We start from the raw sequence: 12,593 nt of genomic DNA on the forward strand, positions 1-12,593 counted from the left end.
TGGGAGAGTAGGTCGATGCCGAATTTAGAAAATTGCTGAAGCAATTCAGCAATTTTATGGCGAGGTAGCTCAGCTGGTTAGAGCGCATGATTCATAATCATGAGGTCGGCGGTTCAAGCCCGCCTCTCGCTACAAAAGAACTAAAGGTTCTGAAAGTCTCCGAAATTTCGGAGACTTTTTGTTTTATATATAGGGAAAATTAAGACCGCTAGTTATAATTAGAATGTCCAATTTTTTAATTGAAAATTCGTAGTTATCTAATTTCTGGTAATTCGATACCTTTGATTTTTCGGTACAAACTTAGAGCATAGGAGTCGGTCATACCCGATACGTAGTCTGTTACCGTCTGTATTTTGGTATAAATGGAGTCGTCTTGATGAACTTTGTATTGTTCCGGCATAACGGATAAGATGTTTCGAGCATAGTAAGTTTCCGGTTTTAAAACAGCATCAATATATTCTTTTAGTATGGTGGCAAGAATTTTGAAACCTGCAATTTGAATCTGGGTAACGATGTTCGTGTGATAAATCCGAGAATAGGCTAATTCGGTACAAGTGTCGTAAGCTTGTTTGTTAGTCCCGGATAAGTGTTGAATTAAACTACCTTGGAATGTACCGTTCATGATCGCATCGTAATTCTCGCAGAATATGTCTGTACAGGCGTTGATTAGTTTGTTAATAATACCTGCACGTAGAAAAGCGATATATTCGTTTTTATCAGTGACGATTTTAAACGTTCTGGCAATTGTTTTCAAATCTTCTTTATCCGTGTCTTTATCATAGAAATTAAGAAGAATTCGTGTTGTTTCGTCATAAGATAAAATTTTTAATTTGTGCGAATCTTCGATATCCATGATCTGATAACAGATATCATCAGCAGCTTCTACAAGATACACGAGAGGGTGTCGAACGTATTGAAGTGGTTTCGCATTTAGCTGGATGATTCCGAGTTCTTTAGCTACTTCCTGGTAGATTTCTTTTTCACTTTGGAAAAAACCGTATTTATGGCCTTTAAGAGATGCTTTTGATTCAAACGGATATTTCACGATAGAGGCTAGTGTGGTAAATGTCATCGTGTAGCCTCCCGGACGTCGTCCGTTGAAACTATGCGTTAATAATCGAAAAGCATTCGCATTGCCTTCGAAATGGCTGATATCAGCCCACTCTTCGTCGGTTAGAAGTTTCTTTAAATATTGTCCTTCTCCTTCCGTGAAAAAATAGGAAATGGCTTCTTCCCCGGAATGACCGAATGGAGGGTTGCCTAAGTCGTGAGCGAGACAAGCCGTGCTGACGATAGTTCCGATTTCTTCCAAGATTTCGGGATGCTCCATTGTTTCTTTTGTTCTGACAAACTGGGCAATTTTATTTCCCAAGGAACGCCCCACGCTGGCCACCTCTAGGCTATGGGTTAACCGATTATGCACGAAGATGTTTCCGGGTAGAGGAAATACTTGTGTTTTGTTCTGTAAACGACGGAACGGTGAAGAGAAAATCAGTCGATCATAATCTCTTTGAAATTGTGAACGATCATGAGAACGAAACATGGTTATAGTACTTCCCGGTTGATAACGTCTTGATGATAATAATTTATTCCAGTCCATCATAAATAGTTGCAGATTACAAGTTACAGGCTACAAGTTGAAAATTAGAAGTGAATTTATCACTTGAAGAGCCGAAAAGCTCAACTTGTAACCGTTTGTACAAAAGTAGTAATAAAAAGAAGAGGAAGCAACTGAGCTTTATTTTTTTGCAAATAACCTAAATACGAGCGTGCACGTAAATGTAACTATGTTTTATTATACGACGTTATGAGGACACTATATATAAATAATTTTTTTACGAATATTTATTTCAATTTGGCGGCAGAAGAGTTCCTTTTAAAGAATCATTCCGAACCGATTTTTATGTTATGGCAAAATACGCCATCAGTTGTTTTGGGAAAACACCAATGCGTGGATATGGAGGTCAATATGGATTTTGCAAAAGAGAAATCTATTTGTGTCGCCCGAAGATATTCCGGGGGAGGAACTGTTTATCACGATTTGGGTAATCTCAATCTGACATTTATAGAGAATACGAAAACTCCGGATTTTGGAAAATATACCCGGCAGATTCTACAATTTCTAAATTCGATCGGTATCAGAGCCCAGCCGGACTCTCGGTTGGGAATAAATATTGATGAATTTAAAATTTCAGGAAGTGCCCAATGTATTTACAAAACCAGGGTGATGTATCATTGCACGTTACTTTATAATACGGATCTTGACGTTCTTAGGGCATCGCTTGCGGGTAGTGGTTTGTGTAGAGGTACTTCCGGGAGATTTGCCATACCTTCTGTTAAGAGTCCGGTAGCCAATGTTATTACGTATTTAGATGCTCCTTCAAGTGTTCAGGATTTTAGGAAACGAGTTTTTGAATTTTTTCTTCATGCTGATATACATGGGCAAGTTTATGACTTGGGTTCGGATGAGATAGCAGATATCGAGCAACTTCAGAAAGAGAAATATGCCACGTCACGATGGATATTTGACAGGGCTTTTTAAAAGACTTTATAGCTAAACATTTGAACATTCATATCCGTTTAATAAATAATTCATTTAAAACAGAATTGTATAGAATTCATGTTTAATAATAATGCTATAAAGTAATGATGATATGACTATATTTGAAATAAAGATGCCTAAGTTGGGCGAGAGTATCACGGAAGGAACTATCGTTTCTTGGTCCGTAAAAGTTGGTGATACCATAAAAGAAGACGACGTGTTATTTGAAGTCAACACGGCAAAAGTGAGTGCAGAGATACCTTCTCCTGTTTCCGGGAAAATTGTTCGGGTCTTTTTTAAGGAAGGGGATGTGGTGCCTATCGGTACGGTTGTTGCAACCGTGGATATGGATGGAGAAAATTTAGCGGGAGAATCCGAACATGTGGATTTGAAAGAAGAGGAAGTATCTGGTTCGGAATCGACGAATGTTTTGAGCGAAAATTCTCGTAAAGAAGTAGAAGATTCAAGATGGTATTCTCCTGTCGTGCTTCAGATAGCTCAAGAAGCTAAAATTCCGAATGATGAATTGAATCGTATCAAAGGAACCGGATATCTGGGACGGTTGAGTAAAAAGGATATCAACGAGTATATAGAACGGAAGAGAAAAGGTGTTTCCGAATCTGCTCCTGCCATAGAGGCAAAAACAGAAATACGGGAGAATGTTGCAGAACAAAAACAAACACCCGTGCTTGTCAGTTCCGAGGATGAAGTACGTCCGATGGATTATGTTCGTCGGCTTATCGCCGATCACATGGTGATGTCTAAGAAGGTGTCGCCGCATGTAACCAGTGTTATAGAAATAGATGTCACAAAATTGGTCCAATGGCGGGAGAAAAACAAAGAGGCGTTCTTCCGGAAAGAGAATGTTAAACTTACGTTTATGCCGGTAATTGTTGAAGCCGCAGCAAAAGCTCTTGCCGAATATCCTTTGGTAAATTCTTCCGTGGATGGTTATAATATCATATTGAAGAAACGTGTTAATATTGGTATCGCCGTTTCACTTCATGATGGGAATTTGATTGTACCAGTGGTACATGATGTGGATCATCTTAATCTGAACGGGTTGGCCGTTACTATTGATATGTTGGCAACCAAAGCCAGGGAAAATAAATTACAACCGGGTGATATTGAAGGAGGAACATTCACGATTACTAATTTCGGGACTTTTAAAAGTCTTTTTGGCACACCTATTATTAATCAACCCCAAGTTGCTATTCTAGGCGTTGGCTATATTGAAAAGAAACCTGCCGTGATAGAAACTCCGGATGGTGACGTTATCGCTATCAGACACAAAATGTATTTGTCTCTTTCTTATGATCATCGTGTGATAGACGGGGCTCTCGGCGGACAATTTCTGAGAAGAGTGGGGGATATTCTTGAAAATTGGAATTAATTTAATAGGATAAGGATGTATGAAAAAATATGATATAAAGAATACAGATAAGGAAACCCTGAAGAAATGGTTTCATCTTATGACCTTGGGGCGGGCTTTGGATGAGAAGGCTCCGGTGTATCTGTTACAGTCGTTAGGTTGGTCATTTCACGCTCCCTATGCCGGGCATGACGGAATCCAGTTGGCTATAGGGCAGGTGTTTAAAAGAGGCGAGGATTTTTTGTTCCCTTATTACCGGGATTTGCTTACGACTCTCTCGGCTGGAATGACTGCGGAGGAAATTATATTGAACGGTATTTCCAAAGCGACTGATCCAGGAAGCGGTGGGCGGCATATGTCGAATCATTTTGCTAAACCGGAATGGCATATTGAAAATATATCTTCTGCCACGGGAACTCATGATTTGCACGCTGTCGGTGTGGCCAGGTCTATGGTATATTATGGACACAAGGGGGTAGCTATAACGTCTCACGGGGAGTCCGCCACGTCAGAAGGATTTGTTTACGAGGCTATTAATGGGGCTAGTACTGAATGTTTACCTGTTATTTTTGTTATTCAGGATAACGGGTATGGAATTTCTGTTCCTAAAAATAAACAGACGGCGAATCGTAAGGTGGCCGATAATTTTTCAGGCTTTAAAAACCTGAAAATCATTCATTGTAATGGAAAAGATGTATTTGATTCGATGAATGCTATGGCGGAAGCTAGGGAATATGCTATCACCACGAGTAATCCGGTTATTGTACAGGCCAATTGTGTACGTATCGGTTCACATTCCAACTCGGATAAGCATACGTTGTACCGGGATGAGAATGAATTAGCCTACGTGAAAGCGGCTGATCCGTTGTACAAATTCCGCCGGATGTTAATTCGTTACAAGCGATTCACAGAGGAAGAGTTACTGCAGATTGAGGACGAGGTGAAAAAAGAGCAAAATTTGGCTCATCGTAAGGCTTTAGCAGCTCCGGACCCGACACCTGATAGTGTGTTGAAGTTTGTTTTGCCAGAACCATACCAGCCTGAAAAGTATAAGGATGGTATTCAGGATCAAGAGGGAGAAAAAAAAACGATGGTTGTCGCTTTGAACGAAACGTTAAAAGCGGAATTCCGTTATAACCCGGATACGTTTATCTGGGGACAAGATGTTGCCAATAAGGAAAAGGGGGGTGTTTTTAATGTCACTAAAGGTATGCAACAGGAATTCGGGGAGGCTAGGGTATTCAGTGCCCCGATTGCCGAAGATTATATTGTCGGGACAGCTAACGGGATGTGTCGTTTTGATTCGAAAATACATATTGTTATTGAAGGAGCCGAGTTTGCAGACTATTTCTGGCCGGCTGTTGAGCAATACGTGGAATGTACTCACGAGTACTGGCGTAGTAACGGAAAGTTTACACCTAATATCACGCTTCGTTTAGCTTCCGGGGGATATATCGGTGGTGGTTTGTATCATTCTCAAAATGTGGAGGGTGCATTGACTACGCTTCCGGGAGCTCGTATCGTGTGTCCTTCTTTTGCGGATGATGCGGCTGGATTATTACGTACAAGCATACGTTCTAAAGGTTTTACTTTGTTTTTGGAGCCTAAAGCCTTGTATAATTCAGTGGATGCGGCAACCGTTGTTCCTGATGATTTCGAAGTCCCTTTTGGTAAGGCTCGTGTACGTAGGGAAGGAGGTGATCTGAGTATTATCACGTACGGGAATACGACTCACCTTTGTTTGAAGGTGGCCGATCGTTTGGCAAAAGAAGGCCGGGGAAATGTTGAAGTTGTTGATATTCGTTCCTTGATCCCGCTGGATAAAGAGACTATATTTGCGTCTGTTCGGAAAACAAGCAAAGTACTTGTCGTGCATGAGGATAAGGTATTTTCTGGTTTCGGGGCAGAGTTGGCTGCAACTATCGGGACTGAGATGTTCCGTTATTTAGATGCCCCGGTGCAACGCGTGGGTTCGATTTTTACCCCCGTGGGTTTTAACTTGGTGCTGGAGCGGGCAATTCTTCCCGGTGAAGATAAAATTTTTAAAGCAGCCAAGGAGTTACTGGAGTATTAATTATATATAGAAATGGCATGATGAAAAAGATAGGATTATTTTATAAGACAGATTCTTTCAATACAGCTCTGGTGGCGGAAAAAATCAAACATGAATTCATGAATGATGTTGATGTTATTCCCGTTGACAATGTCTGGAAAAAAGAATTTGAGTCCTATGATAATATTATTATAGGTTCTTCAACTTGGTTCGATGGAGAGTTACCGACTTATTGGGATGAATTGATTCCCGAATTGAAAACTTTGAATCTGAAAAACAAGAAAATAGCGATATTCGGTTTGGGAGATCAGGTGAATTATCCCGATAACTTCGTTGATGGTATCGGAATCCTTGCTGAAGTACTCGAACAGGCAGGTGCTATGATAGTAGGCTATACATCATCGGAGGGTTATCAATTCAATCAATCGCGAGCGTTAAAGAACGATCGTTTGTTAGGGCTTGCTATTGATCTGGAAAACCAACCAGATAAGACGGATAAACGTGTCAAGGCATGGACCGGACAATTGAAAAAAGAATTTGTATAATATTACGAGTGGTTCCCCGTGGAGAATAGATTACGGGAGAATTTTTCGGGGGACTGTTTAAATTTTTTGTATGCAGATCGTGTTATTTGATGGATATTGTAATTTATGTAGCTCAACGGTGAAGTTTATTCTCCGGAAATCCTCTTCTGTGCGATTTTGTTTTATTCCCTTGCAATCGGAAACAGGTAAATGCCTGATGAAGAGATTGGGAATTGTAACGAATGGGAATGATTCTGTTGTCTATGTGAAAGATAATTATTATTTTATCCGGTCAGATGCTATACTACATATTTTGAAAGATATCGGGAAGGGATGGCAGATATTTTATTATTGTTTGATTATCGTTCCTTCTTTCGTGCGTGACCCTATATATAATTTCGTTGCTCGTTTAAGATATCGCTTATGGGGTAAACGGGAAACCTGCCTATTACCTGATAAAAAAAAGTAACCAAATATTTTGGTTACTTTTTTTATCCGTAAACTTGTGACGTTTATGAGGATTTTATTTTTTAATGAAATGATAGTGACTACCAAATCTTTCAAAAGCGGCTTGATCAAGAGCTTCCCGATGATCTGGATGAGCAATTTTGATGATCTCTTTAGCTCTATCCTGAAGCGTTTTCCCGTAAAGGTTGGCAACACCGAATTCCGTAACGATATAGTGCACGTCAAAACGGGTAGTTACAACACCAGCACCATCTAATAAGGTCGGGGTGATTTTGCTAACACCTTTATTGGTTACAGCGGGTAAAGCGATAATCGGTTTTCCGCCTTCACTGGCAGCAGCTCCGCGGATAAAATCTAATTGCCCACCGCAACCGCTGTAGAATTTGATACCAAGAGAATCGGCATTTACCTGTCCGGTGATATCTACTGATAACGCCGAGTTGATAGCAGTCATTTTAGGTTGTTGAGCGATAATGAACGGATCGTTCGTGTAGCCGACGTCCATCATGGCAACACCTGGATTATCATCGATAAAGTCATATACTCGTTTGGAACCCATCAAGAAGGTAGAAACGATTTTACCCTTATCGAATTTTTTGTTCATGTTGTTGATAACTCCTTTTTCATACAAAGGTAATACGCCGTCAGCGAACATCTCGGTGTGGATACCTAAGTTTTTGTGGTTCCCTAATTGAGAGAGTACGGCATTCGGGATTGCACCGATACCCATTTGAAGGGTGGCACCGTCCTCGATCAAAGAAGCGGCATTGCGGCCGATAGCGATATCCTGTTCGGTTAAGCTTGCCGGATGAGCCTCGATTAACGGGGTGTTATCTTCGCAGAAGATATCGATATCCGATAATTTGATAATGGCATCACCCCATGCTCTCGGCACGTTCGGGTTGATGACTCCGATTACTGTTTTTGCATTTTGCACGGCAGCCAACGTGGCATCAACAGAAGTACCCATGGAAACAAACCCGTGTTTGTCAGGAGGACAAACCTGAATCATGGCAACATCAATCGGGTGAATTCCGCTTCTGATGAGTTTTTGAGTCTCGCTCAAATGAACGGGAACATAGTCGGCGTAACCAGCTTGTGTTTGTTTACGAACATTACTTCCCACGAAATAGGATTCCAAAGAGAAGATTCCTTCGAATTCAGCTTCCGAGTAAGGAGCGCTTCCTTCCGTGTGCAGGTGTTGTAACTTCACGTCTTTCAATTCTCCGGCACGTCCTCTATTACAAAGGGCTTGAATTAGACCTTGAGGGGCGCAGGCCACGCTGTGAATATGAATCCGGTCTCCGGATTTTACAACTTTTACAGCCTCTTCAAATGATACTGTTTTTATTCCTTGATACATAGCAAGTTATTTTGTTTTAAATTTCTTATGATGTTATTATTAGCATACCTCTTAAAACGGGCTGCAAGTTAGCAACACTCTTTTAATTAAACAATTTTTTCCGTAATTATTACAGGCAACGAGTACAAGCTGGATGAACGCTTGTAAATTTCGGCCATAAAGCTGGGGCTTGAGAGTTTTTATTTTTAGTAAATATGTCTGTTGGGGATATGCTATAAAACACTATTACTTCACATGAGCCAACCTAAAATAGCTTTTCCGGTGAACAGGTAAATGTTTAAGCCGATAATGTCATTCGTGAGGGTAATAAAGGGACCGGTTGCGAGGGCCGGGTCTATTTTAAATTTATTGAGTAACAAAGGAAATGCCGTTCCGAACATGGAAGCGAACATGATCACGATGAACAGGGATAATGTCACCGTGATTGGCATGGCGAGAGACGTGAGATTGAAGCAGAGGGACAGGATGAAAATAATAGATGAGCAGATACAGGCATTTATAGTTGCACACGATAATTCTTTGGATATACTCTGAAGAATGTTTTTAGAACTTAGAGAGTTGGAAGCAAGTCCTTTTACCACGATTGCCGAAGATTGGATGCCCACGTTTCCTCCCATGGCGGTGATCACGGGGATGAACATGGCCGTGGCGGGAAACAGGGCGATGTCCGCCTCGTAAAAAGAAATCATGTAAGCTGCCAGCATCCCCCCGAACAATCCGATGATCAACCACGGGAGACGTGCTTTTGTTTGTTCCCAGATTGTATCGGATGACTCCACGTCTTGAGAGATACCGGACATCATCTGGTAGTCTTTTTCTGCTTCTTCCCGGATAACGTCGACAACGTCATCAATGGTGATACGCCCGACAAGGCGTCCGATCGAGTCGACGACCGGAATGGCAACCAAGTCATACTTTTGCATGATGCGTCCCACGGATTCCGCTGATTCATCCGTGTTCACGTATGTGACTTCCGGATTGTATATATTTTTGATTTTAGTCGAGGTAGGGGAGAGAATCATCTTTTTTAAAGATAATCTTCCTTTTAAGATATTGTCATCGTCCACGACGTAGATATAGAATATTTCATCCAGATTTTCGGCTTGTCGACTGAGCTCGCGGAGGCAGGTGAGCACCGTCCAGTTCTCGTTGACTTTTACAAGTTCTTTCGCCATAAGTCCTCCGGCTGAGTCTTCGTCATAATGTAGTAGGTCGACAATATCCCCGGCTTGTTCCAAGTCATCCATGTGCGAAAGGACTTCTTGCTGTTGTTCATTGGGCATACTACCAACAAGGTCGGCAGCATCATCCGTGTCCATGTTGTCCACGAAACGTTTAGCTATAATTTCCGGGGGAAACGAGTCAATGAAACGTTTTCTTTCGTCTTCTTCAATTTCGGCCAGAACATCTCCGGCTTTTTCTTCGTCCAGCAGCAGGAATAAAAACTGAGCTTCCTCGGTGTCCAATTCATTCATGATTTCGGCAATATCTGCCGGATGAAGAGGCTCTACCAGTTTGGAAACATCTTCTTTATTATTCGCTTTGATTAGTTCCTCAATGTGGGAAACTAGTTCTTCAGAGAGTTCAAACTGTTGCATAGACTATAAAATTTAAAATTCTGAAACTACACCTTTCCGAGTTCGTTCTTTTTGGCATTTCCAATTTCTTGACATAACGTGATGAAATCTTCGACGCTTAATTGTTCCGGTCGCAAAGATAATGTTTCTGACGCAAAATCCGGCGGGATAATTGATTTTAAAGAGTTTCTCAATGTTTTCCGGCGTTGGTTGAAACCTGATTTCACGACATTGAAAAAAAGTTTTTCGTCGCAATCGAGTTTTTCCCGTTTGTTGCGGATGAGCCGGATTACGGCGGATTTCACTTTTGGGGGTGGGTCAAAAACTTGTTCTCCGACAGTGAATAGATATTCTATGTCGTAAAATGTTTGCAAAAACACGCTTAATATCCCGTATGTCTTGTTCCCATGGGGAGCGCTTATTCGTTCCGCTACTTCTTTTTGAATCATGCACACGACTTGGGGGATCAAGTCCCGGTTTTCCAGTACGCGGAAAAAGATTTGCGACGAGATATTATAAGGAAGATTTCCGATAATGGAGAAGGGGTCCGTGTAAAATTTTCGAATGTCCGATTTCAAGAAATCTCCATATATGATCTGTTGTTTGTGTTCCGGTAGTTCTTCGTGCAGGTAATCAATGGATTCTTGATCAATGTCGATAGCGAGTACCGAGAATTTAGTGTTATTAAATAAATGGCGTGTCAATACACCCATTCCCGGACCAATTTCCAGAACTCCTTTCGTGACGGGTAGCAAACTAGCCGTAATTTTGTAGGCGATGTTCTGGTCTTTCAAGAAATGTTGGCCCAAATGTTTTTTGGCTCTAACTATACTCATAGAATGAAATCAGGGTGTTATGGGTTAAACTTCCAATTATTTATATACTTTTGCAATCGACTTACAAAATAATGATTTTATTTTGATTTGTGAAAATTATTGGAGTGTCAATCTTGACAAAATTTGCGGATGAAGCCATTTTATAAACAGACTATCAAGTTTTTTGCCTTTTTGCTGGTAACAATTTTTTTGTTCTGGCTGGTGTATCGGGATCAGAATTTTGACGATTTGATGAAAGTGTTGCGTGATGATGTTGATTACACGTGGATATGGGTAGCTATAGTTTTAGGACTACTCAGTCACGTGAGCCGGTCCATGCGTTGGCAAATGTTGACGAAATCCATGGGATACCAGATTTCGTTCATGAATAGTTTTATGGGGGTGATGATCGGCTATTTCGCGAATATGGCTATCCCGCGTATGGGAGAATTTACCCGATGCGGGGTCGTGAGTAAATATGAAAATGTGCCTTTTTCGAAGCTGTTGGGGACGGTGGTAACCGAGCGGGTGTTTGATATGCTCATGTTGTTGGCATTGACGTTGATCGTCGTGCTCACTCAGTTCAAGCAAGTGGGGATTTTTTTGGATAATAATGAAGAGATCAAGCAGAAATTATATGCGATGCTTCATTCGCCTTGGACGTTAGTCGTGTTGATCGTGTTCGTCTTGGGAATTGCCGGTTTTTTCTGGTTCGTGCGAAAAGGTTCTTTTTTCACCCGGTTACATCATTTTTTATCGGGAATGAAGGAGGGATTGTTGACGGTGAAAGACGTGGAACATAAATGGTTGTTTATCGGGCATACGATTTTCATTTGGCTGATGTACTACTTGATGTTGTATGTTTGTTTCTTCTGTTTTCAGTTTACATCACATTTGGGTCCCATGGTGGGATTGACCGTCTTTGTACTTTCCAGTTATGGAATGGTGGCTCCCGTGCAAGGTGGGGTAGGTGCATGGCATTTTATGGTGATTGCCGCGTTGTTGATCTATTTGCCACACACGGAAGAGATTACCAGCCTTGCAAAAACTTTTGCTTTGCTGACGCATGGAACAATGACCTTGTTATATATCGTGGTCGGCGTGTTGTGCTTGTTGTTCTTACCGATATATAATCGTAAATAAATTTCAGTTTTATGGATATTGTTGAAAGGTATTTTACCGGGTTGAGTGAAACGCAGATAGAACAGTTCCGGCTGTTGAACGGGCTTTACCGGGAATGGAACGAGAAAATTAACGTGATTTCTAGGAAGGATATAGATGAATTAAGCGTGCATCACGTTTTGCATTCTTTGGCGATAGCGAAAGTCATCACCTTCAAGGCGGGGACTAAAGTGTTGGATGTCGGTACAGGGGGAGGTTTTCCCGGAATTCCCTTGGCGATCATGTTTCCTGAAGTCGACTTTTTTCTGGTGGATTCTATCGGGAAGAAGATTAAGGTAGTGGAGGGAGTTGCCGCGGCGTTAGGATTGAAGAACGTGACGGCGAAACAATTGCGGGTGGAGACAATGAAGGAAAAGTTTGACTTTATCGTGAGTCGTGCCGTGACGGCTTTTCCTGCCTTCGTCGCGTTGACTCGGAAGCGGATTCGGGAGGGCGGTTTTAATGATTTGCCTAATGGAATCCTGTATTTGAAAGGTGGGGATTTTGAAGAAGAAGTGAAGAATTTTAAAGACAAAATTTCTATTTATAATATTCCTGATTTTTTTGAAGAAGAGTTTTTCGAGACAAAAAAATTAATTTTCATGAAGCATATTAAATAATTTTTCTACTAACGATTTGGGAATAAGAATAATTCTTATTAAATTTGTCCCAGTTTACATTTCCACCTGGTTCATGCCGGGTGATTTTACTTACGTAA

11 protein-coding genes and 1 tRNA gene are annotated in these 12,593 nt (G+C 41.1%); 8 read left to right on the forward strand and 4 right to left on the reverse strand.

The window, feature by feature from the left end:
- Positions 1-58: 58 nt before the first annotated feature.
- A tRNA-Met gene (locus DWW52_RS14235) sits at positions 59-132 on the forward strand.
- 121 nt (positions 133-253) lie between these two features.
- Here DWW52_RS14235 and DWW52_RS14240 read toward each other — a convergent pair.
- On the reverse strand, positions 254-1,603 hold the full coding sequence (locus DWW52_RS14240) for a deoxyguanosinetriphosphate triphosphohydrolase (protein WP_199692002.1): 1,350 nt from the start codon (positions 1,601-1,603) through the stop codon (positions 254-256).
- A 204-nt stretch (positions 1,604-1,807) separates the two neighbouring features.
- On the opposite strand from DWW52_RS14240, the gene DWW52_RS14245 reads away from it, so the two are divergent.
- From DWW52_RS14245 to DWW52_RS14265, 5 genes are all read left to right on the forward strand, one after another.
- The gene (locus DWW52_RS14245; RefSeq protein WP_118716179.1) at positions 1,808-2,542 is read left to right on the forward strand and encodes a lipoate--protein ligase family protein; all 735 of its coding nucleotides are present in this window, start codon (positions 1,808-1,810) and stop codon (positions 2,540-2,542) included.
- 112 nt (positions 2,543-2,654) lie between these two features.
- Positions 2,655-3,935, forward strand: coding sequence for a dihydrolipoamide acetyltransferase family protein (locus tag DWW52_RS14250; RefSeq protein WP_118716180.1), 1,281 nt, complete (start codon positions 2,655-2,657; stop codon positions 3,933-3,935).
- Between the two features lie 19 nt (positions 3,936-3,954).
- Positions 3,955-5,988, forward strand: coding sequence for a thiamine pyrophosphate-dependent enzyme (locus DWW52_RS14255; RefSeq protein WP_118716181.1), 2,034 nt, complete (start codon positions 3,955-3,957; stop codon positions 5,986-5,988).
- Positions 5,989-6,008: 20 nt separating this feature from the next.
- Positions 6,009-6,512 carry a flavodoxin gene (locus DWW52_RS14260; RefSeq protein WP_118716348.1) on the forward strand — a complete coding sequence of 168 codons (504 nt, stop codon included), beginning with the start codon at positions 6,009-6,011 and terminating at the stop codon, positions 6,510-6,512.
- 70 nt (positions 6,513-6,582) lie between these two features.
- On the forward strand, positions 6,583-6,960 hold the full coding sequence (locus DWW52_RS14265) for a thiol-disulfide oxidoreductase DCC family protein (RefSeq protein WP_118716182.1): 378 nt from the start codon (positions 6,583-6,585) through the stop codon (positions 6,958-6,960).
- A gap of 54 nt (positions 6,961-7,014) precedes the next feature.
- Here DWW52_RS14265 and DWW52_RS14270 read toward each other — a convergent pair whose 3' ends face one another.
- The 3 genes from DWW52_RS14270 to rsmA form a co-directional block, all read right to left on the reverse strand.
- Entirely contained in the window at positions 7,015-8,322 is a 1,308-nt protein-coding gene (locus tag DWW52_RS14270) for an acetyl-CoA hydrolase/transferase family protein (RefSeq protein ID WP_118716183.1), read from the reverse strand.
- A gap of 230 nt (positions 8,323-8,552) precedes the next feature.
- A complete protein-coding gene (gene mgtE, locus DWW52_RS14275; protein WP_118716184.1) occupies positions 8,553-9,920 on the reverse strand; it encodes a magnesium transporter in 1,368 nt (455 codons plus the stop codon).
- Positions 9,921-9,946: 26 nt separating this feature from the next.
- Entirely contained in the window at positions 9,947-10,735 is a 789-nt protein-coding gene (rsmA, locus tag DWW52_RS14280) for a 16S rRNA (adenine(1518)-N(6)/adenine(1519)-N(6))-dimethyltransferase RsmA (protein WP_118716185.1), read from the reverse strand.
- Between the two features lie 129 nt (positions 10,736-10,864).
- On the opposite strand from rsmA, the gene DWW52_RS14285 reads away from it, so the two are divergent.
- Both DWW52_RS14285 and rsmG read left to right on the forward strand, forming a co-directional pair.
- Complete coding sequence (locus tag DWW52_RS14285) at positions 10,865-11,857, forward strand: lysylphosphatidylglycerol synthase transmembrane domain-containing protein (protein ID WP_118716186.1); 993 nt, start codon at positions 10,865-10,867, stop codon at positions 11,855-11,857.
- 11 nt (positions 11,858-11,868) lie between these two features.
- Positions 11,869-12,495, forward strand: coding sequence for a 16S rRNA (guanine(527)-N(7))-methyltransferase RsmG (rsmG, locus tag DWW52_RS14290; protein WP_118716187.1), 627 nt, complete (start codon positions 11,869-11,871; stop codon positions 12,493-12,495).
- Positions 12,496-12,593 lie beyond the last annotated feature (98 nt).

The sequence above is a fragment of the Odoribacter sp. AF15-53 genome (assembly GCF_003479425.1).
GTDB lineage: Bacteria > Bacteroidota > Bacteroidia > Bacteroidales > Marinifilaceae > Butyricimonas.

Excerpts from the sequence above, each read along its gene's own strand:
- DWW52_RS14250 (WP_118716180.1), top strand. The coding sequence starts at position 2,655 with ATGACTATATTTGAAATAAAGATGCCTAAGTTGGGCGAGAGTATCACG.
- DWW52_RS14245 (WP_118716179.1), top strand. The coding sequence starts at position 1,808 with ATGAGGACACTATATATAAATAATTTTTTTACGAATATTTATTTCAAT.
- DWW52_RS14260 (WP_118716348.1), top strand. The coding sequence starts at position 6,009 with ATGAAAAAGATAGGATTATTTTATAAGACAGATTCTTTCAATACAGCT.
- DWW52_RS14270 (WP_118716183.1), bottom strand. The coding sequence starts at position 8,322 with ATGTATCAAGGAATAAAAACAGTATCATTTGAAGAGGCTGTAAAAGTT.
- DWW52_RS14255 (WP_118716181.1), top strand. The coding sequence starts at position 3,955 with ATGAAAAAATATGATATAAAGAATACAGATAAGGAAACCCTGAAGAAA.
- mgtE (WP_118716184.1), bottom strand. The coding sequence starts at position 9,920 with ATGCAACAGTTTGAACTCTCTGAAGAACTAGTTTCCCACATTGAGGAA.
- DWW52_RS14285 (WP_118716186.1), top strand. The coding sequence starts at position 10,865 with ATGAAGCCATTTTATAAACAGACTATCAAGTTTTTTGCCTTTTTGCTG.
- rsmG (WP_118716187.1), top strand. The coding sequence starts at position 11,869 with ATGGATATTGTTGAAAGGTATTTTACCGGGTTGAGTGAAACGCAGATA.
- DWW52_RS14265 (WP_118716182.1), top strand. The coding sequence starts at position 6,583 with ATGCAGATCGTGTTATTTGATGGATATTGTAATTTATGTAGCTCAACG.
- DWW52_RS14240 (WP_199692002.1), bottom strand. The coding sequence starts at position 1,603 with ATGATGGACTGGAATAAATTATTATCATCAAGACGTTATCAACCGGGA.
- rsmA (WP_118716185.1), bottom strand. The coding sequence starts at position 10,735 with ATGAGTATAGTTAGAGCCAAAAAACATTTGGGCCAACATTTCTTGAAA.